The organism is Chitinolyticbacter albus (assembly GCF_024437655.1).
Lineage (GTDB): Bacteria > Pseudomonadota > Gammaproteobacteria > Burkholderiales > Chitinibacteraceae > Chitinolyticbacter > Chitinolyticbacter albus.
Window position 1 is genome coordinate 43,432 of sequence record NZ_JANBVF010000021.1, and the last position, 20,812, is coordinate 64,243.

The window sequence follows — 20,812 nt, forward strand, 5'->3', positions numbered from 1 at the left end:
TCTGGTGACATCTGCTGGCTGCATGGCGAGCTTCCTGGCTTGCCCGGGTCGGCCGGCACGCGGTGTCAGCCATTGCCATCCAGCGTGCGCCGCTGCGTGCGCGGGCTGAGCGGCGGATGGTTGGTAGCCGCCGTCGGCGATACGTTGAACGTCAGGTGCGTCTTGAGCCGGGTCTTGTCGAAGACTTCATCGCCACGCGATGGCGTTTTCGCCCCCTTGGGCTGGTGCTGGGTGCTATCGAGCGCACTGGTCGCCGTATGCACGACACCGGTGGCCGTGGTCGCGAGAAAGCGGTCATGGATCGGCTGGCTGCCAGGCGTGTTGTCCCGATGGAAACGTTCGTGGATGTTGAACCGGGAGCCATGCGCATCCACCGTGCCCACCAGGCGCACGTCGGTCAGATGCTCCGCGCGCTCCTTGCTCTTGTGGGTCAGGTGCGGATAGCTGCTCAGGCCGTCGCCGCCCACACCGGGCTGGATAGGCGGGAAATCCGATTTGGGCGCGGTATAGATGTCGTTGCGCACCAGCTCGCGTTCGTGGAATGCGCCCACGCTGGGCAGGGGCTTGCTGTTGTCCTTGCGTTTCTTGCTACTGCTGGCCATACGGCGCTCCTTAAGTAATAAACACTTCGATTCACTGCCTACCGCGTTTTCCTGCTTCCCGCTTTTGACCAGCGGCGGTCTGAACGCCCCGGCCGAAGGCGGGTATGGGTCTGCGATCTCGTACCCCGCTCAATGCGTGCCGCCTTCGCCGCTGCTGGTCGTGGCCACCGGCAGCGATACCGCGGGCAACGATGGATAGCTGTTGGCGCGAGGCCGGCTGGGCAAACTGGTCACCACCTGGTGCGTGCCGCTGGCGATCTGTCCATGCAAGGTCTGCCAATGCTCTGGAGCAGCCTGGCTGGTGTAGAACTTGCCGCTGTAGTGCGTGCCCCCGGGGCTGCTCAGGTTGGCGCCCAGCGAGGCGGCGCACGATCCGCAGCGGATCTTGGTGCCGTCCATATCGCCGTGCTGATACTGCTCCTGATGCAGCGCCTCACCGATGTTCTGCTCGGCATGGCGCGGGTCCTTGCCCGGAGCGGTATTGGTCACCACGGTGTAGTCGCCGGTCATGAACTTGGCGTGGATCACATCGGCGGTGCCCAGCCCCGCGTGCAAGCCGGCCCTATCCTCCGGCGGCGCCGCCTCATCGATCTGCCGCGCACGCCGTGCCTGGTTTTCCTTGTGGAACATCAGCTTGGTTGCGGATGCGGCCAGATCGGCATTCTCGGCCAGTGCCGCCTTGGCAATATGCTCGTGCGGCGACTTGCCGCGCTGTTGCAACAGCCACTGCTGGCTTTCCTTGGTGTTGCCGCTGGCAAACAGATCGAGCCGGCCGTCCTTGATGCCATAGCCGAACTGGATTTCGACCGGCTCCATCGCCGAGTGGGTATCGGCTTTGCCAGCGTGCGTGGCCGAGTGGTACATCATGTCGCTCAGTTGCGAGAGCATTTGCCGTGGTCGGCTATAGGTTTCATCGACATGATCCGGCAACTGGCGAAGCGTGTGGCTGGGCGTCGACGGAAACATGCCCCCCTGATTGCCACCGGAGTACGGCCCGCCAAGTTGCTTTACTGCATCGGCTTTCACGTCTTTTGAGGTTCCACTGAAACGGCGAAGGTCTATCTGCAGTTCAGCGGGTTGTGTCGGTGCTGCCGTCGTGCTGGCGGCGCGCTGCTGCTCCGCCCAGTGCGTGACCTGTGCGCGAAACCCCTCATCTCGCACCAGTGTTTTGGGGCTCTCCGCGCCATGAACCTGCATCATGGATTGCTGCAGGCCGGGATGCGGCGCGGTGCTGCCGCTTGGCGCCTGAGGGCGCAGCATCGGCGCGAGCGCGCTACGCGGACGCTTGAGGGTGCTTTCCGTTGTCTGCACCGGTTCGATGCGCAAACGCTTGGATGAGCTTTCCGAAGCCATGGCGGGGTAACGCCGCTCACTTACCCTGCTGCTGCACTTCCAGCCCCAGCATCTCGAACACGCTCAGCTGCCCTCCGAGGCGCAGGAACACCTCCTGGTAGAGCTCGACCGTGTTGAGGTTGCCCCACTCGATCGCACGGCGGATCAGATAGGGCACGGGGCTGTGCGGCTCGATATGCATCAAGTAGTCGGCCGCCTCGGCAAGGCGTGCGTAGGCCTCATTGCGCCCGGAAATCGGGCCCAGTGCGCCGCCCACCGGCGGGTAGAAGTCGTCCTCCTCGATCCGCGGCGTCTCAGCGTGGTGGTGTGGCTCGGGCGCCGCTTCGGTAAAGCGCAAGGCGCCCGCATCGATACCGCGCTTCTTCAACTCGGCAGCGATCACGCCCTGGATCTGTTCCATAAGGCCGGTGAAGGTGCGCAGGCTGGGTGCGTCGTCGCCGAAGCGCTCGTCGAGCGTGGCGGACAGCGCTTCGGCGGCCGCAAGCGCATCGCTCAGCGTACAAAAGAGCCAGCCATACGCATCGCTGCCGGTGGCCGATACCGCGGCTGATACCTCCGCCTGGACGGCCCCTTCCGCTGGAGGCGCATTGCGCCCGCCCGAGGCCTTGAGTTGCTCGTTGCGCCGCGCCTGGTCCCAGTCGGCCCAGGTGTAGTCCCGGTCGCGCCCGGTGGCGGTGAGTGGAATGCGGCGCAGGGCGGGCAAGAGCTTATCGTTCAGCCAGCGCAGCACATTGGCGCGGTAGTCCAGATCGCCATCGGGCGCGGCCGGATACAGGCCATCCCAGAAGCGCTGGCACAGGCCATCGATCAGCGCGAGGCAGCAGGCGATGCCGGCAAAGCCGTTGCGGTTGAGCTCGGCTTCGAGCAGCCAGGCGGCGAGCTGCAGATCCTTGCTTTCGCCGGCAATGGCCTGCGCGGCCAGCGTGGACACGCGATCCCAGTCGGCACGCTTGAGCTCGTGCTCCCAGGTGCCCTGCGGCAGCGTGGCGTCGTCGGCGCGGCGTGCTTCCTCGATCTGACGGTAGACAGGCCCATTGCGCAAGGCGGCTCCCGTAGGGGTGCTTCCTGCGATGGGAGCGAGCATCTGCTCCAGATCCGTGCCCCATTGGTCACGGGCATATTGGGCGATACGTTCTTGCTGCTGGTTCGTAGTCATGACCGCACTCCTAGTCCCGATCAAATTTTGGGGAACGTGATCTTGCCAACGCCGCCGCGCGAACCGGGGGCATCGGGCTTGGCTGTCCACCGTCCGCTGTCGGGTCGAAAATCATCGACATGGCTGTGAAAGCGCTGGGTACGCATATCCGAGACCGGGTCATACATACCAACCGAGTACGAGCGCCCGCGACCAGTCTGCTGTTGCGCCACGGTCGTGAACTCCCGGACATAGGGGAACGGAGCCGGCGGTGGCGGTGGCGGTGGCGGTGGCGGTGGCGGCGGCGGCGGCGGCGGCGGCGACGGGGTCTTGGGTGTAAAGGCCGGCGCATTGGGGTTGAACGCGAACGACTTGCCGCTCCCGCTTCCAGATGTGGACATATTCAGCTCCTGATCTTGGTCATGAACCGCCGCTCGGCCAGAGCAGCGGCGCGCGTTGCGGGAAACTCGCCGGCAGCGTCAGCGGCTGCACGGCTTTCGTTTTGGGGTCGACGCCCGAGAGCTTCATGCCGAGATAGGCGCGCATGGGGCGCTGCTCGGTACGGCCGTCGGGCTGGCCGGGATTGGCCGTGGGTACGTTGAACTCCAGCAACAGCCGGGTCGGGTCGGCCGGATCGCGCGTCTGTACGCCGCGCGGTCCGTGGCTGCGGATCAGCCGCAACAGCGCCCATTCACCGGTGGCGACAAAGCTTGCCACCTGGCCGTCCACCGTCAGATCGCTCTGGCGCGCGTCGGCGAACGGTCGCCACACCGAGCGATCGGCCCATTGCAGATCGAGCACCAGCACCTGGCCCCATGGCCAGGGCAGCGTGCTGCTGCGGTTGGGAAAGCCCGCCTGGCGCTCGCCGCTGGTGAGCGTCCAGTTCAAGAGCTGCTCGCTGCCGGCGGCGTCGGCCGTCTGCGCGCGGAAGGTCAGGTCGAGCTGCACCGGCAGGCTGATGTCGCCGGCGGTGAGCGTGCTCTTGAAGAAGGCGTTGGCCGCGTCGAGCCCGTCGAGGAAATCGTCGGCCGATTGCAGGTACTCCACCGGCACGTCGTCGAGCACCTTTTCCAGCCGGGCGCGCTCGGCGTCGTAATCGGCGAAGAAGCGCTTCACCGTCGCGAGCGAGGCATCACGCGCGGTGAGCGGGCCGAACGGGTAGCGCCCGGCCAGTTCGCGATTGAAGCGATCGGCGAACTCGCGCCAGCTTTCCGCCGCCGCTGCCTGGCGCTGATCCTTGCAGCGCAGCGCCACCTTCTGCTCCAGCGCCTGGCGGCGGATCGAGAACAGGTCGTTGCCGTAGCCGGGCGCCTTGTAGTCGGCCAAGGTCTTACTGCAGTTCTCGTAGCTCAGCGTCTCGAACTGCTTGAGAAAGAGATCGTCGAGCTTGGCGACCTGGCCGCTGGGCTCCTTGAACTGCACGTAGCGATTGAGCTCGCCGATGGTATTGGTCCAGTACTCGGCCGTTTGCGGATTGGCGCGCTGCGATTCGTCGATCACGCCGGCGTTCTGCAGCAGCTCCACGAAAGGCTGGGCGTAGCCTGCCAGCACGCCGCCGCGCGAAACCTGCCGCGCCAGATAGTCCTTGACCACTGGGGTGGAACCCAGCGCGAAGAACTGGCCATCGAGCGGGCCCTGGGTGGGGTCGTACAGCCGGCTCTGGCTCGCGAGCGCATCGACGCGTGCCAGGCTGTCGGCTGCGTAATCCCGGGTGCACTGCGTCACTTGCGCGCCGCTGGCGGTGAAACCCAGCTGATCGTAGAGCCGCAGCACGCCCAGCAGCGGGTCGACCACCCGCGCCATATCCTCGCTCTCGCGCGCTAGTTGCTCATCGGCCTGCGACAGCGCGTCGGTGGAAACCCGCGTCAGCACGGTGCCGTTGTCGGCGGGCATCTGGGCCTGGCGCATCGTGTCGTCGAGCACGTTCTGCAGCGCGCGGCGCGCCAGCCGGTCATACATCGGCCGCGTGTAGTCCGGCAGCGTGTCGTCCTTGGGCAGCTTGGCCTTGAAGCGCTGGTATTCGGCCACGTAGTTGGCGGCCGTGTTCACCATGGCCGGCCGCCAGCCCACGCTGGCCGACAGGCACTGGAAGCGCCGGGGGCTGGCCACCTGCATGTAATCGAGGTTGACGAGGGTGGCAAGGCCCTGCAGTTCGTCCTCCAGCGCCTGGTTCAGCTCCAGGCCACCGTCCTTCTGCGCGAACAGCAGGCCGTAGGGCGGCAGCTGCAGATTGGCCAGCACGGTTTGCGCGGGACGGGTGCAGCTGGTTTCATCGAACTGCGCAAGGTAGGAGAACAGCTGCGCGTAATCGTGGTTGCGCTGCTCCAGCGCGACGAAATCGGCGCGTAGCTGCGTCTGGATGCGCGAGCACGGATCGCTACCCTTGCCCGGCCGCAGCCATTCGCTGCGCACCCAGGTCAGCCATTGGGTGAAATCGCGCGTGTTCTGCAAGATGGGTTCCTGCTGCGCCTGCAAGGCCGCCAGCAGCTTGTTCCCCGCCTGCACCGATTTTTGCAGCGCTTGCTGGACTTGCGTCGCCTGCAACCCGTACTGCCGGGTGAGCTGGGTGCGCATCGCCTGCGGCAGGTTCGGGTGCAGATTACCCTGCACCGCGGCCAGCGCGTCCGAGAACGCGCCGTTTTCCCTGCTTACCTCGTCGGGCAGCGGCTTACCGTACGCGTAGCGCGCCAGCTCGGCGAACTCCTTCATCACGCGCGGGCTGTCGGCCGGCGTGCTCGCCTTTTCGATGTATTCGAAACGCGACAGATTGGTTTCCAGCTCGATCAGGCGCTTGAGGTTGCTCTGCAGCCGTTCGCGTGCGTCGAAATACGCCAGGTTGCCGTTGCCGAGGATGGATTTCTGGCTGTCCTCGAACAGGTGTTGCGCCCGCTTGCCCAGGTAGCAGCTGATGCTGGGCATGATCACCTGGTTGAAGCCTTCCTCGGCGATATAGTGCGCGCTCTCGCTGGTGGCATGGCCGTCGAACCACGACACCGGAATGGCGAGATAGGTGAGGTCGGTATCGATGTGCGTCATCTGCCGGATCAGCCCGTACACCTGCTCGGCGCTGGCGCAATCGCTACTCACCCGCTCGACGATTTCCAGCGAATGCTTGAGGGTCTGCACCTGGTGCTGCAATCGCACCGTGGACCACACCAGTGCCACGCACAGCAGCAGAAAACCGACGATGCCCCCCACCTGCAGCTTGCGGATCACGCGGTTGCGCGACCACACCCCCGTGCGCGCCGGCCGCGCCAGCATGGGCTCGGCCAGTACCTTGTCCTCGATCAGCGCGTCGACGAATTCGACGCTGGTGCAACGCGCGCCGGTGCTCGACGGCAGGCCGTTCGCCTCGCTGCTGCCAGTGAAGTACACGCCGCGGAAATAGAAGCCCGGATGCCAGGCCGAGCCGCGGAACACCACCGACAGCCACTGGCCCAGTGGCTCGCGCAATTGCTGGAAGTGGCGCGGAAACAGGAAAAAACGATCGGCATCGGCGATCTGGTCGTTCTCGGCGGCGGCGTCGAGCTGCAGCGTCTTCAGCCGCTCGTACATCACGTCCATCGCGTCCTCGGCCCATTCCTTGGGCGTGGCGCCCTCGGCGACGGCGGGCGCCGACCAGCCGATCAGCTGCTTGCGGTCGCGCGATGTCGCATCGTCGCGCGCGCCCAGCGCCTGCCAGTAGGCGGCGTAGCCATCGATGCCGTCGCACTGGCTGACCACCACATAGACCGGCAGCAGGAACTCGAACCGCTCCTGCACCTGGTAGAGCTGGCGGTAGACCCGGTCCGCCATCTCGTCGCGGACTTCAGCGCTGCTACGCGCCAGCGCCGGCGCTGCGACCACCACCACGATGCTGTCGATGGCGCGCTCGGGCCGCTGATCGCAAATCTCGGTGAGCACCGAGCTCCAGTCGCGCCCCTCCTTGCTGTCGGCGGGCGCGTTGGCGAGCTTGCCGTCGGCGTCGATCAGCACGCCGTGGTGCAGGAAATGCCATTCGCAGCTCTTGGCCCGCAGCTTCTGTTCGCGCTCGCCGATATCGCGACGCAGGTGCGACGACAGCGAAGCGATCAGACTGGACTTGCCGGCACCCTGCTCGCCCAGCAACAGCACCCAGGGTTCGCGATAGCGCCATTCGCGCCGCGTGCCGATGTAGTCGAGCGTCTGCAGCAGGCCCAGTCCGCGCTCTTTCAGCGTTTTGTACGATCCTGCCGACGTATTCACCGCGGAGATGGGCATGGGCTTGCGTGCCCGCCAGATCAGCCACAGGGCGATCAGCGCAACGACGAAGGCGGCTACCAGTAGGCCAATGAAAAGCGTGCTCACCTGTCAGCCCCTTGTTCACTCTTTTGCTGCAACAGCACTTCGATGGGCTGCAGCGACCAGAACCACAGCGCCTTCGAGGCGACGAGATAAATGCCGGCGGCGATCGCCAGCGCGATCAGCCAAGGCCGTAATGGCGCCAGACGCTTGTCCTCGCCACGCCGGGTGTGTTCGTAGGCCTGCCAGAACAGGTGGCCGTCGTCGCGCTCTTGCGCGCGGCCCTCGACGAAACGGTGCAGCTTCTGCCGCAACGCCTTGAGCGCCGCATCCCAGTGCCGGCCGCGATACTGCCCCTTGAACCCGAGCTGCAGCGCCAAGAGGAATACGGCGGCCAGATCGATATGCAGCGGGTTGCGCGCACCGGCGCGCGTCTGCAGCAGCTTGCTCGCCAGCTCGAAGAAACGGCGCCCGGCGTTGTGGGTGTGAAACAGCCGGTACTCCAGCATCACGTGCAGCCAGGGATCGCGCCCGGGCCAGTCGAGCTCCAGGATGAAGATCTCGTCGGCCAGCGCCGCCATCACATACTGGGCGATGGCATAGGCGCGGCCATCAGCATCCGAGCCGTTCTCGCGCACGCGGCGGGTCTGGCGGCCCAGCACCTCCATCAGCCGGGCGCTGACGCGCGCGGCCAGATCGGCGCCGCGCATCGACGGCGCCTCCTCGCCGATGGCGAGATAGGCGGGCAGCCTCCCCTGCTCGTTGGCAAGCTTGATGCTCGCCACCTCTTCGTAGAATTCGGCGAAGCATCCGAGCAGGAAATGGGAGGCGCGCGCGACATCAGCCATGAGTCGGCTCCGCCACGCGCTGCGCCGGAATCGACATCTTGCTGCGATACAGCAGGATGGCCGCCGGCATATGCAGGTTGGCCACGCCCTGGATCAGCAGCGAGCGGCCCGGCCGGTAGGCATGGGCCAGATCGCCGTTGATCTCCAGCTGCTCGTTCTGCACGATGAAGAAGGCGCTACCGGGCTTGAGCTTGCGGGCGTTGATTTCGGTGGGGCTGAGCGCGCGCACGGTGGCACCGGGCAGGCGGCGCGTCTGCAGCACCGGCATCAGCTCGTCGCTGCCGATGCGGCATTCGCCCAGCCAGTGCGCGATCTCGGACAGCGTCTGCCCGGCGCGTGGCTTGAGTTCGATCAGCACCTCGCCCACATCGTCGGGCAGGCGGCGTGCAAAGCCCGAATCGCCCACCCGCGCGAACGGCTGGCTATCGTAGGCGGTATCGACAAGCGCCAGCTTGTCGCGGATGTAGCCCATCGCCATGTCAAACTGCGCCACGCAGTCGTCGTGGCGATACGCATCCGGAATCGGCGGAATCGGATTGGCGCCGATCGACGCCACCGCACCGACCATCTGCATCAGCGCGCGATAGAGCAGCACCGGATGGATGTCGCCCGCCGACACCGCCACTTCCAGCGAGGGCAGGCCCAGCGCCAGGTGACGCGCCGCCGCTAGCGCGCGATGCTGCTCGCTGGGCAGATCGTCGTGCTGGCCATCCTGGCGATCGCCCGCCAGCGTGCGCGCCTTGCTCCACAACTCCTGCATCATAAGGCGCAGCTGCCATGACAGCCCCTGCTCCTTGAGGAAGGCCGAAACATCCATGCGCATCATCGGCGGGTGGTAGCGGGTGAGCCGCAACAGGCCCTTGTCATCACGCTCGACCTCGGCGATCGGGCAGGCGGTATAGCGTGCCGGCACATCGTTGCCGACATAGAGGCTGATGCGCGCGCGCAGCCGCTCGATCGGCACCTGGCCGTCGCCGGTGTTCTCGTCAGCGGCAAGCTCGCCCGAGACCGGATCGAAGCGCTGCACCGCGCTGCCGAGCGTCGCCGCCGTGGTACCGCGGGCCGGCACCACCAGCCACACGCGTTGCGACCCGGCACGCTCGGACAAGGGCTTGGCGATATCCACTTCCAGCGAGACGTGGCCGTAGTGGCCGGGGAACAGCACGGCGAGGCCATCGGGCAGGATACATTCGAGCTCGGTGACGCGCAGCGTACCGCTCGCCACGCGCAAGGTATCGATCTCCAACCGACGCACGCCCCAGAAATGCGGCGTCAGGCTCATCAAGCGGTGGGTGAGCTGTGCGTGCAGGTAGATATCGTGCTGCTGCAGATGCTGCGGCGACAGCATCAATCCTTCCGACCATTGCAGCGGATCCGGCAGGGTGGTGTATTGCTCCATGATCTGTCCCTTCAGTTGGCGTCGTCGCGGTATTCGACGGTGTCCGGCATCAGCCGCACGGTCGGTCGCTTGAACGGGGTGAGCTTGCCGACGGCTTGACCCGCCGCGGCGACGTAATTGGGAAAGGCGTACACGCCGATGGCCTTGCCGTGGCGGCGGGGCATGGGCGCGGCCGCGATCACCGTGGCCGGTGGCACTTCCAGCGGCACCACGTCGATGCCGGTCGCCAGGCTCGCCTGCAGCGCGCGCTTTTGCGCAAACCATTCGGGGCCGGTCTTGGGCAGCAGCGCCAGCGCGTTCACGTCGTAGACGAACACCAGATCGAGCGCCGTCGCGTTGTCGCCATTGGCGCCGATCTCGGCCACCACGCGTACCGATTTCACCTCGGCGGGCAAGGGATCGCCGTACACCCATTTCTTCACCGTGGTGCAACCGGCCAGCAGTGCGATCAGCGCAAGGAGGAAAACGCGTTTCATCAGCTCATCCCAACAGGATCACGCGGAACTGCGCCGGCGTGAGCGAAGCGCCCACGGTGTTGGGCAGCATGCCGTTCTGCAGCGACAGCGAGGTGAGCCGCATCGCGAACACCGCCGACACCAGCACCTTGAAACTGCCCAGCACCTGGCGATCCGGCCCGATCACCACGTTGGAGATCAATCCCGTGGCAACGCCTGGCTCGTCGCCGTTGCTGACCGTGCCCTGCGTCAGCATGTTCTCGGCGAGCCCGCCACCGAACAGGATGTTGAACACCGACGGGATATGGCTGAACGACATCGCGATATTGGGAAACGGCAGCGGAATCGGCCCTGCCGGCGTCGGCACCTTGCACACGTCGGGGAACGCGAAATTCATCACCCCGAGATTGACGTTGGCGAACATGGAACTCCTCCCTCAACCCATCGAAATCCGGTCGGCATCGACCTTCACGTCCTTCTCCGCCGTCATCAGCGCCTGCTTGCCGTGCAGGCGCAGTAGCTGGCGCGCATCGAGCAGGTATTGCTCGGCACGGCCGACGTAGTGGCGGGTCTGCTCGACCAGGGTGTCGGTCACCGTGGTGAAGAGATTGCGGGCGTTCAGCGTCAGCGTGCCGGTGGCCGAGGCCAGCGACATATCACCCAGCGCGCGCAGCGTGATCGTCTCGGCGGCGTTGAAGGCAATGGCTGGCTGGTTGATCGCCAGTTGCCGGGCGCCGGGTACCGACAGCACCGCCTCGTCGCCCGAGCGCGTCAACAGGTGCACGACAAAGCATTCGCCGCCGGCGCAGGCGGCAACGAGGGCACGGTCCCCCGATTGCGGCGTCAACAGGCAGGAGGCCGCCTGGCAAGCGATGCGGCCGTCATCGAGCAGGAAGCGGCCGTCGTCGAGGGCGACGACGAGCAGCGCATCGGCCAGCGCCGGGATGACGGTGGTGGTCGAGCGGTCGTGGATTTGCATCATGCGGCCTCCAAAAGGCCAGCCTGGGCGGCCAGCAGGAAAGAATCGGTGCCCCGCGTGCCGCGGCGGCGTGCGCCGCTCCAGTCGCAGTGGCTGAAATCGGCGTCGTGCAGGCTAGCGTGATCGAACCGGGCGCGCGTGCAGTCGAGGTATTGCCCACGTGCATGCTCGAAGCGGGCGAAGGTGCAGTCGGCGCCGGCGAGCGACACGCGCTCCAGGCGCGCGCCGGTCCACACGCTCTTGGCCAGTTGCGCGCCATCGAACCGGCAACCGGTCAGGCGCGCCTCCTGGAAGATGGCGCCCGAGAGATCGGCGCCGCGGCAATCGGCGTCGACGAGTTCGGCGCCGAGCAGCAGCAGGTTGGCGGCACTGGCGTCGACGAGCCGGGTGCCGCATAGCCTTGCCTGGCGCAAATTGGAGCCGGTCAGCGTGGCGCCGGTGAGATCGGTGCCCGTCAGGTCGGCGCCCATCAGCGTGCAGCGGGTCAGCGTGGCGCCGGCCAGCGACTTGCCGGCCAGATTGGCGTTGAGCAGCACCGCGACGTCGGCGCTGATGCCGGCCAGCGAGACATGGGCGAGGTCGATATCCTGCAGCACGCCCTGGTCGAGCCGCGCGCCGTCGAGCCGCAATCCGGCGGCTTCCCCTTCGAGCACCGCCGAGCGCAGCAAGGTGAGCCGCGAGCCGTCCATGCCGCTCAGCTTGCAACGCACCAGCGACGACAGCGCCAGCGTGGCCCCGCGCCAGTCGCTGGCACTCAGGTCCGATTCAATCAGCGACAGCAGCTCGTAGTGCCCGCCCGCCCAGCGCGATCCGGCCAGCATGCACTGGACGAAATGCGTGGTGTAGAGCCTGCCTTGGGAGAAATCGACGCCGGTCAGATCGCACTCGATAAAGGTGGTGCCGGTCAGATCGGCCCCGGCAAGCTCCGCGCCGACCAGCACGCATTGTTGCAACACGAGGCCCGCCAGCGAGCGGCCGCGCGCGTCAAGGCCGGCGAGGTTCGCCTTCGCCAGCGGCCGGCCCAGCCTTATCGCCTTGTCGATGTCCACCCAGCGCTCATCGCTCATGCCACACTCCGGTTCGGTTCCAGCCTGACCCTGGCCCAGATCGCATCGCCGATGTCGGCGCTCGAGAAATCGGCTTGCACCAGGTTGGCCTCGGTGAAATCGGCGCCACGGCAATCGCTTTGCCGCAACAGCGCCTGGTAGAAATCGGCGCCACGCGCGTCGGCGCCGGCGAGCGTCGCCTGCATGAACAGCGAGCGCGCAAAGACGCCGGCTGCGAGATCCGCACCGCGCAGATCGGCCTCGCCGAAGTCGCAGCCGATCAGGCGGGACGCGCCCAGATCCGCGCCCTGCATGGCGGCGCCACGCCAGGAACTGGCCGAGGCCGAGGCGCCACGCAGCGAAGCGCCTTGCCAGTCGGCCTTGCCGCCCAGCGGACACGAGGTCCAGCTCGCACCATCCCAGCGGCTGCGAGGCAGGCTGGCGTCGAGCAAGGTGGTCCGCACCAGTTGCGCGCCGCTGAAATCGGCGTCGGCGAGCACGGCATTGAGCAGCACGCTCTTGTCGAGCAGCGCGCCCAGCCAGCGACTGCTGGACGCCTGGGCGCCGAGCAGCAGCGCCGTTTCCAGCCGAGCTCCTGACAGGTCCGCTCCATCGAGCACGATCTCGGGGGCCACCCAGTCCTTGAGCTGGCAGCCGATCAGTCTGGCCTGCGGCCAGGCGGCCTCCAGCGCCATCACCCCGGTGAGATCGGCGCCGGAAAAATCCGTCGCCGTGCCACGGCTGCCGCACAGATTGGCGCCGGCGAGCCGGCACGCGGTGAAATCGGCGTTATCGAGCCGCGTGGCGCTCAGCACGGCGCCGGCGAGGTTGGCGCCTGCCAGGCGCGTGCCGCTTAGATTGGCGTGCTCCAGCATCACCTCGCGCAGGTCGGCACCGGAGAAATCGAGTCCGGACAGATCGGCGCCCGCCAGGTCGCGCCCGGCAAGCGAAGCGCCGCCACGCAGCCATTGCAGCGCCAACTCGCCCAGCCAGCGCGCCAGTTCAGGCGGCAAGGACTCGACGCCGGGCCTGGGCGCGGCGCGGCGGGCGGCACGCTCGCGCGCGGCCCGTTCGGCAAGGCCAGCGCGGGCTTGCGCCAGTTGTTCCGGCGAAATCGGCGCGCCGTTGGCGATGGCATTGTCGAGCGCGGCCGATAGTGCCTCGGCCTCGGCGTCGACCTGCGCTTGCGCCGCGTCCGGCGGCAGCAGATCGAACGCCGGCAGGCTGGCGCGTGCATACGCTTCCTGTTGCTGCACCCGCATTTCCTTGGCTTGCGGCTGCACCTGCGGCATGGCGGCCAGCTCGGCTTGCTGTGCTTCGGCCTTGGTTTTGGCGGCGTCGACGAGCGCCTTGGCGCTGGCCACCATCTCAGTCAGGTCGAAATCGCTCTCGGCCACCTGCTCGGCGCTCAGCGTGGGGAAGTCGGCCTCTTCGGCGCGCGGCGGCTGGTGGTCGGTCGGTGGCGCGATGCCGGCCTCGCGCCAGAACTCGGCATCGAGCTCGTCGAGCTGCGCCTGGCGCTGCGCCTGCTCGCTGGCCTGCGCCAGCGCCTTGCGCGCCGCACGATCGGTCGCCTGCGCCGGTGTGAAACTCGCCGCGATCTGCGATTCGTTGAAGGCGTGCTGCGCCGCGGTTTCCGGGTCGAGCCGCAACGCCAGCACGTCGCGGTAATACGCCAGCGAGCGCGCGTCGTGCGCGGCCTCGTAACCGACGATGACGGTGGCGATGTCCAGCCCTTCGGCGGTGTCGATCGCCGTTTCGCCGTGCCACACCATCAGTCCCAGCCGCTCGCCGGGGAAGAACCACACGGTATCGCAGCACAGCGGCACCGCCTCCAGCGCCGACAAGGGCTGGCCCTGCCGCTGCACGAAGGCGCGCGCGGCCAGCGTGGGCAGTGTGCCCTCGATCCGCGGCAGTTCCGGGTGCATGCCCTCGATGCGGTAGGTCTCGCCACCGGCGAAGAAACCCGACAGGCGCTGGTCCTCGGGCGCGCGCTGGAAGAAATCGTGGCCGGTGTCGCCGGCGAGGCCCGGTGCCTCGTGCGCCAGCCAATGCGCCTTGTAGCTGCCGACATGGTGCTTGCGCGGCGCCCAGCGCAGGTCGATGGGACCATAGCCCTGCGGCGCCAACCGGTGCAGGTGACCGCGCACCGGCGCATGGGGCGCCGCCACATTGGGCATGGCGCCACGGTTGGTTCCGAAGAAGGCGGTCAGCGGATTGGGCGCGTAGCCGCAACCGACCGGGTTGGCTGGGTGACGCGCCCCGCCGAAGGCGCGCTCCCAGGTCAACGGCATTTCGGTAAAGGGTTGCGGCTGGCCGATCTGGAACAGCGGGATCAGGCCGTACAGCCATTCGCGATCGCCGGTCACGCGCAGCGTCTTGTCGACGCCGGCGCACGCGAGGCGCACATCCATGGCCGCGACCGGGGCGCCGCCCGGCGCATGCGCCGAGCCGCACAGCAGCACCTCGCCTTGCGCCTTGGGCCAAACCTCGTCGAGCGGCTGCATCGCCGGCAGCTGCGGCAACACGCGCGGCCACTGCAGGTTCTCGGCGAGAAAGCGCGGGTTGTCCTCGCCCAGCCGGAAGAAGCCCAACGCAGCAATGGCAAAGCGATGCCGGCCTGCCAGCGTGTAGGGCCGATGCAGGATGCCGAGGGTGAGGGGCTTGATCGTTTTCATCGGCGCCTCACAGATAGATCTTCACGCCGACCATGATGTTGATGGTCACGCTTTTGGTTTCCATCTCGGGCTTGGCCGGCCGGTTGCTGTACTGGATGCCGCCGCCAGTGAATTCGAAGCTGTTCGAGATGCCGGAATTGTTGATCGTGGTGCTGATGCCCGCCGTGCTCGTCTGCAGCGACAGGCCCACCGTGCTGTCCGAAATGGTCATGCCGGTCACGCTGGACGAGAGGCTCATGCCCAGCGTGCTGTTGTCCAGCACCATGCCGGTGGTCGAGTTGGACATGCGCATGCCGGTCAGCGACTGGCTCATTGCCATGCCGGTCACGTCGGTGCCCATGCTCATGCCGACGACATTGGTGCTCTGGCTCATCCCGACCATCGAGCTGCCGATGTTCATGCCGGTGACGCTGTCGCTGGTGCTCATGCCGGTGATGTCGGTACGGTTGGCCATACCGGTCATGCCGACGCTGGTGGTGATGCCGACGGCGCTGATGCGCGCATCCATCGCCTGCACCGACAGCGACTGGTCGATGTTGTGCAGCGTGTTGCTGCTGTTGATGCCAGTCATGATGGCGGCGTTGATCGCGTTACCCACGTGCAGCTCGGCGCTGCTGCGATTGCCGACGGTGAGCGACAGGCTGTCGGAGTTGCCGAACATCTGGTTCTGCGACTTGGCATTGCCGTACATCGTGCTGTTGCTGTAGGTGTTGCCGTAGGTCTTGCCGATGCTGGCCTCGACCGCGCCCGCAGCATCCGGGTAGGACGACTCGGACGATTGCAGTGCGGGATCGCTCTTGCCGCGTATGCTTTCGCTGTAGGTACGCCCGGTCGCCGAAAAGCTCTTGTTTTCCTTGGCCCAGCTGTTGCTGTAGCCGCAGCCGTAGCTCCAGCTCTCGGAGAGGATGCCGGTCTCGCGGGTCTCGGAGGTGCTGTAGCTGTAGCCGGCGCCCTGCGAATAGCCAGCGTCCTTGAACACGCCGCGCTCATACGCGGCGGTGACGATATTGATCGCTGCCGGCAGGTCGTACTTGGAATTGATGCCGTAGCTGATGCGCTTGCCGTCGCCGTAGCTGGTGGAATAGCTGTTGCCGGTGTGGCTGCTGGCGGTCCAGGTCGACGGCATGATCACCTTAGTGCCGTTGCTCTGGACGATGCTCTGCACCTCGGGCAGCTCGGATTCGTCCTGCGCCCGGCTCACCGTCACCGTCACGCCATACTCGGGCACCGTCTGCATGTGTGACGCCAGCTTCACCCACACCGTCGGCGCGTTCTCTTCGGTGGTGAAGCGCACGTAGATGCCCTTGGCGTCGAGCTTGCTCTGGTCCCCCCGCGTATCGAGCAGCTGCGCGTTCTGCGGGTTGTAGACGTTCTTGTCGTAATAACGCCAGTCGGGCGGCGGTGGAGGCGGCACCACCACCGCCAGCACCGCGCCCTGCTGCGTATCTGCGAGCGAGAACGGCGTGATCAGCCCGGCGGCGGCGCAAGCCTGGAACTGGTTGGTGTAGCTGCCATCAAGGCTGGCCTCGTGCTTGACCGACGTCAGCACGAAGGATTGGCCGGACAAGGACGGGCGCACCGGGTCGGGGTTGGCATCCGGCCCCCAGGGCTGGTTGCTCAGTGCGAACTGGTGGCCGACGTGGAAGAAGGCGCAGGTGCTGCCGCCCGAGAGTTGGCTCGTGGCGGTTTCCAGCGCCAGCTGCGTGTTCTCGGCGTACTCCTGCAGCTCGTTGCTGCTGTAGCCGTACTGGTAGATCTTGTACTGGTGGAACGGCAGCTCGCCACTGTCGGCCAGCGGCTGGTAGTGGTAATCGGTAGGCACGGCGACGGCATCGCGCTCCCACGCCGCTTCCTGCCGTACCGCACTGCCGGTCACGCCGCTGGCCTGCAGCGACATCTGGTAGTTGTACTGCACGACGGTATCGGGCTGGTGCTGGCCCAGCTCGTCGGTGAGCGAGGCGGTATAGCGCAGCGCGCGGCGATCGGCGTACACCTGTGGATAATCGGGCCGGTTGGCGAACACCACGGTATGGCCGGTCGGATCGTGTCGCATGTAGTAGTAGATGTGGGCCTTGCCCATCAGTCGGCGCAGCAATTCGTAATCGCTCTCGCCCGCCTGCATCCAGTCCTGCACCCGGCATTCGGCCAGGTTTTCGCGACCCGAGGCATCCTGGCCCTTGATCGCCTCGACCGAGTACGCCACCCGGTGGCGGCGCATCAGTTCCTCGACCACCTCGCGCACGCTCTTGTGTGCGTAGATCTGGTAGCGGTTGGTCAGCGTGAGCTTGTAGAGCGCCGGCTTCATCGTCGCGCGGTACACGCCCTGGTCTTCCATCGCGAACGCGGTGACGATGCCGTTGAAGTACGCCACATTGCCGCGATTGCTGTTGCGAGCGTTCACCGCGTTGGCAAAATCGTCCGGTGGTGTGATTTTCCCGGCCACACCCGGATACTGGATGCCAACAGTGACCGGCCGGCCGATCAGGTCGGTGAAGCGCATCGGCTGCTGCGTCGTCGCTTCGGTGTTGGCGTGCAGCTCCAGCTGGAACTCGAACGGCTCGGAAACGCTCTCCTGCCCCGAGAAGCTCGCCAGGCGGAAGGTTTCGTCCGAGACGATGCGCCCGGGCAGGAACAGCGCCGCATGCAGGTACAGCCCCTGCGGATCGGACGGACTGACCTTCATGCCGCCGATCCGCTCGGCGATGCCCGGCACCACGCGATCATTCATCGCGTACCTCCTGTCGGCGCGTAGGCCGGGATCAAGAACTGCACGCTGCGCGCGGCCTCGTCGGCCCCCGGCTGGTGCGAGCTGAGCCAGGCGGTTTGCGACAGCCGCATCGCGCTGCCGCCGTCCTCGCGGTTCAGCGTGGCGCGCGGCGCGCTGGGCGTATCGAGCCGCAGCACCACTTCCACGTCGACCCGGCGATCGAGCAGCAGGTGCACCAGCGCCACGAAGGCGGCGTAGCCGTTCTCCTGCCGCAGCAGCGGCAGCAAGGCGCGAAAGCGCGCGTAATCGAGCGTCGCCACCGTGAGGCGCACCCTGGCCTGCTGATCCCAGTAGCGCCCGCCCACCAGGCAATCACGGCCCAGCCGGTTGCCATGCCGCCCGAGCAGCTGGCGATCGCCGGGTTCGATGTTGCGCCACGCGCCGACCAGCTGGGTCAGTGCGACCGGCACGCCCAGATAGCGCGACAGCACATGCTCGACCGTGGTGGCACTCTTGCGGCAATTGGCCAAGAGGCCCGCGAGTCCCAGCCAGGCACGCTCGGGCAGCGGGATCTGCGCGGCGAGCTCGGGCAGGCCCACGCCCATCAGCGCGCCGAGGTACTGCGCGTAACGCGTTTGCGCTGGCGCCAGGTGGTTGAGGCCCACTTCCTGCCGCGCCTTGATCTGGTGGCGCAGCGCATTGCTGCGGTGGTTGAACACATCGAGAAAAGCCGCCATCGCCGGCTCGCCGGCGCGCATTTCGTCGCGCACCCATTCGGTATACGGTTCGGGCAAGGGCCCGAGCTCGCCGGCCACGCAGTAATTGGGCGTGGTGAGCTCGATCAGGTCGGGTGCCAGGGGCTCCTGCGTGCTTGCGCTGCGGCGCGGGCGCCGCCGCGACAGCCGCGTGACTTCGCGTCCGGGAAACGCTGCGGAGAGCTCGCCGCGAAAGCGCAAGCGCTCGTCGATGCCCCAGGGCTTGAGCGGCTGCAACTGCCCGTTTGCGCCGCGCGCGCGCGGCTGCCAGCGCAGCAGGCGCACCAGCTGGAAGATGTTGAACCGGCCGAACTCCTCGGCCAGCGTCGCCCTTAAAGGACGGGCTGTGCGCCTATCAGCGGCGGCCATGATTTCAGCGTCCCTTTGACGTCATGCGTGGAAAGGTCGAGCTCGACCAGCGTGTTCACGGTGGCGTAGAGCGCGAAGAAGCGGCGCAGCACGTCGGCGAACAACACGGCACTCGCGTCCTCGAAGTGGCTGCGATCCAGATCGAGATCCAGATGCACGCCCTGGGCAAAACCGCGCCAGCCCTCGCGCCCGACGTGGCGCACCACCGGCCGGCAATGAATGCTGCGTATGCCGTCGATCTGCTTGAGGCCCTGGATGCTCATGGGCCCCACGTGCAGCGACAGCATGTCCTTGAGCGCCGACAGCGCCAGCGGCCCCTCGGCCAACGACAGGTGGTTGAGCGCGAGCTGCGACGCCAGCGCCCACGGCCGGCTGCCGATCAGCGCCGGCGTCTGGTGCGGCGTGGGCTTGCTGATGATGCGGATCGCCGACACCGGCCCCGCGCCCTCGAGCTGCAGCGGATCGCCGACGCGCAGTTGCTCGGGCAGGCGGCGGTTGGTGCACAGTGCACGCCCGCCGATCACCTCATCGGCCGGCACCTCGACGTCGAATTGGGTGTCGAGGAAGGAAATGAAGATCTCGGTGCCCGGCACCTGCGCCAGCTGGCTCGGTTCGCGCCGCGCCACATAGAAGTAGTCCTGCTGCTCCAGCTTCTGCGCCTCATCCATCGCGAAGTACGGCGCGATCGGGCGCGGGCTGGCATTGGGCCGGATCGAGACCAGCTCCTCGATCGCATAGATCTCGGTATGGCGGTGGTACTGGATGTCGGCGCGCAGGTGGTATTCATACTGCGTCTGGTCGAGCGGCAGCGGGTCGACCCGCTGGCTGAACAGATTGATCAAGGGCACGCAGTTGAGCTTGAGCACGTCAGACTCGAAACTGATCGCCTTGTTGGGCGGGCTGTCGAACTGGAATAGCAGCTCGGCGCTCTCGTCGGCGCCGGCAAAATCGAGACCGGACAGCGTGAAGAACAGGAATTTCTCAGGAAAGGCGAAATATTCCTGCAACAGGCGGTAGCCCGGATGGGTGTGCGGATTGGCCAGCAGCATGGCGTCGCCGGCGTTAAAGCCATCCCAGGCGAGTGCGTCGGCCCTCAGGTGTTGTAGGCTCTCCCGCCCTTCGGCATCGCGCACCCGCACGGTGATGCCGACGAGGTTGACCGCCAGCGCGTCATACAGCCGCCAGGCGTTCTTCGATTCGGTATTGATGTAAAAGCGCAGGCTCCCGAGCGCCAGATCCTGCATGCGCTCGGTGCCCAGGTGCTCGAGCTTGACCCTGAGCACGCTGCGGGTGTTGCCCTGGTGCTTGAGGAAATCGAACTCGTCGGTCGGCGTCGGCTTGACCTCGGTGACCTTGAGCGGCGTAAGCGGCGTCGCGCCGCAACTACGGAAACGACACGCCAGTTTCTGGCCCAGATCATTGCTGGCGTTGGCGTAGAGCGAGCGGCCACCAGCCAGCGCCACGGGCTTGGCGAAATCGGCGCCGTCGGCCATGACCTCGATCTCGCCCACCAGCATCGACGGCACGGGTGCTTCCAGGTGCGGGTAGAGGAAATGCAGCAGCGTGTTGGGCAGCGTGGCCTGCCCCACTTCCATCTGGTAATGCAGCCGGCCCGACAAGAAGGCAAACGATTGCATCAAGAGTTCAACGTGCGGATCCTTGCTCGGGCCACGGCTCAGCATCAGCGCCTGCGCGGCCTGCGGATAGCCCTGGGCGAACTCGGCCGCGTCGTCGCGCAACGCGTGCAGTTCGCGCAGGAAGTAATCCTTGAGCCGGGTGCCGTCGTGGTTCATAACCGGGTCTGTCTCAGTGTTGCGGCAGGTTGAAATGGAACAGGTGGGACTGGCCGCTATCGACCAGCTGCGCGCTCACCACCAGCTGCCAGGGGCTGGACTGGCCCTTGACCGGCACCACGTCCACGTCCACCCCTTCAAGGCGCGGTTCATGCCGGGCGATCAGACGGGCCAGTCGCCCGCAGTAGCGCTCCAGTTCGACCTTGTTGTGCATGCCGATCTCGACCGCGTCGGGCAGGCCGCATTCGAGGAGGCTGGCCTCCTCGCCCGCCGCCCAGGCACGCGTGGCCACCAGGCGCTGGATTTGCGCCGCCACGGCGGCGGCAAGGTCGAACGGCTCCTCGCCCCCAGTCGGCAGGGCCGGTTGCCCGGCCAGTCGCTCGAACAGGAATCGCATGCGGTGTCCTCCAGCGTGCCGGGGCGGCTTGCGCCG

The 20,812-nt window shown here is 66.8% G+C and carries 16 protein-coding genes; all 16 read right to left on the reverse strand.

Translation table 11 applies throughout. The annotated features are described in order from the left end of the window. Positions 1-65: 65 nt before the first annotated feature. A complete protein-coding gene (locus NLI84_RS13285; protein WP_255990952.1) occupies positions 66-602 on the reverse strand; it encodes a hypothetical protein in 537 nt (178 codons plus the stop codon). 129 nt (positions 603-731) lie between these two features. Next, the gene (locus NLI84_RS13290; protein WP_255990954.1) at positions 732-1,490 is read right to left on the reverse strand and encodes a hypothetical protein; all 759 of its coding nucleotides are present in this window, start codon (positions 1,488-1,490) and stop codon (positions 732-734) included. A 481-nt stretch (positions 1,491-1,971) separates the two neighbouring features. After that, entirely contained in the window at positions 1,972-3,111 is a 1,140-nt protein-coding gene (gene tssA, locus NLI84_RS13295; protein ID WP_255990959.1) for a type VI secretion system protein TssA, read from the reverse strand. A gap of 20 nt (positions 3,112-3,131) precedes the next feature. Beyond that, positions 3,132-3,491: a hypothetical protein gene (locus NLI84_RS13300; protein WP_255990961.1), complete on the reverse strand. Its 360-nt coding sequence runs from the start codon at positions 3,489-3,491 to the stop codon at positions 3,132-3,134. A gap of 19 nt (positions 3,492-3,510) precedes the next feature. Next, positions 3,511-7,416 carry a type VI secretion protein IcmF/TssM N-terminal domain-containing protein gene (locus NLI84_RS13305; protein WP_255990964.1) on the reverse strand — a complete coding sequence of 1,302 codons (3,906 nt, stop codon included), beginning with the start codon at positions 7,414-7,416 and terminating at the stop codon, positions 3,511-3,513. Next, complete coding sequence (locus NLI84_RS13310) at positions 7,413-8,198, reverse strand: DotU family type IV/VI secretion system protein (RefSeq protein ID WP_255990965.1); 786 nt, start codon at positions 8,196-8,198, stop codon at positions 7,413-7,415. Before NLI84_RS13310 ends, NLI84_RS13305 begins: the two co-directional genes overlap by 4 nt. Next, positions 8,191-9,597 carry a type VI secretion system baseplate subunit TssK gene (gene tssK / locus NLI84_RS13315; protein WP_255990966.1) on the reverse strand — a complete coding sequence of 469 codons (1,407 nt, stop codon included), beginning with the start codon at positions 9,595-9,597 and terminating at the stop codon, positions 8,191-8,193. Before tssK ends, NLI84_RS13310 begins: the two co-directional genes overlap by 8 nt. Before the next feature lie 11 nt (positions 9,598-9,608). Next, complete coding sequence (locus NLI84_RS13320; protein WP_255990967.1) at positions 9,609-10,073, reverse strand: hypothetical protein; 465 nt, start codon at positions 10,071-10,073, stop codon at positions 9,609-9,611. Positions 10,074-10,077: 4 nt separating this feature from the next. After that, on the reverse strand, positions 10,078-10,476 hold the full coding sequence (locus NLI84_RS13325) for a DUF4150 domain-containing protein (protein ID WP_255990968.1): 399 nt from the start codon (positions 10,474-10,476) through the stop codon (positions 10,078-10,080). A gap of 12 nt (positions 10,477-10,488) precedes the next feature. Then, complete coding sequence (locus NLI84_RS13330; protein ID WP_255990970.1) at positions 10,489-11,034, reverse strand: DUF3540 domain-containing protein; 546 nt, start codon at positions 11,032-11,034, stop codon at positions 10,489-10,491. After that, on the reverse strand, positions 11,031-12,098 hold the full coding sequence (locus tag NLI84_RS13335; RefSeq protein ID WP_255990971.1) for a pentapeptide repeat-containing protein: 1,068 nt from the start codon (positions 12,096-12,098) through the stop codon (positions 11,031-11,033). Before NLI84_RS13335 ends, NLI84_RS13330 begins: the two co-directional genes overlap by 4 nt. Then, positions 12,095-14,755: a DUF2169 family type VI secretion system accessory protein gene (locus NLI84_RS13340; protein WP_255990972.1), complete on the reverse strand. Its 2,661-nt coding sequence runs from the start codon at positions 14,753-14,755 to the stop codon at positions 12,095-12,097. The genes NLI84_RS13335 and NLI84_RS13340 overlap by 4 nt, the downstream gene beginning before the upstream one ends. A gap of 7 nt (positions 14,756-14,762) precedes the next feature. Continuing rightward, a complete protein-coding gene (locus NLI84_RS13345; RefSeq protein WP_255990973.1) occupies positions 14,763-17,483 on the reverse strand; it encodes a contractile injection system protein, VgrG/Pvc8 family in 2,721 nt (906 codons plus the stop codon). Further along, complete coding sequence (tssG, locus tag NLI84_RS13350; protein WP_255990974.1) at positions 17,480-18,586, reverse strand: type VI secretion system baseplate subunit TssG; 1,107 nt, start codon at positions 18,584-18,586, stop codon at positions 17,480-17,482. Before tssG ends, NLI84_RS13345 begins: the two co-directional genes overlap by 4 nt. Further along, the gene (tssF, locus tag NLI84_RS13355; protein ID WP_255990975.1) at positions 18,550-20,379 is read right to left on the reverse strand and encodes a type VI secretion system baseplate subunit TssF; all 1,830 of its coding nucleotides are present in this window, start codon (positions 20,377-20,379) and stop codon (positions 18,550-18,552) included. The genes tssG and tssF overlap by 37 nt, the downstream gene beginning before the upstream one ends. A gap of 13 nt (positions 20,380-20,392) precedes the next feature. Further along, positions 20,393-20,776 carry a type VI secretion system baseplate subunit TssE gene (gene tssE, locus NLI84_RS13360; RefSeq protein ID WP_255990976.1) on the reverse strand — a complete coding sequence of 128 codons (384 nt, stop codon included), beginning with the start codon at positions 20,774-20,776 and terminating at the stop codon, positions 20,393-20,395. Positions 20,777-20,812: the final 36 nt, after the last annotated feature.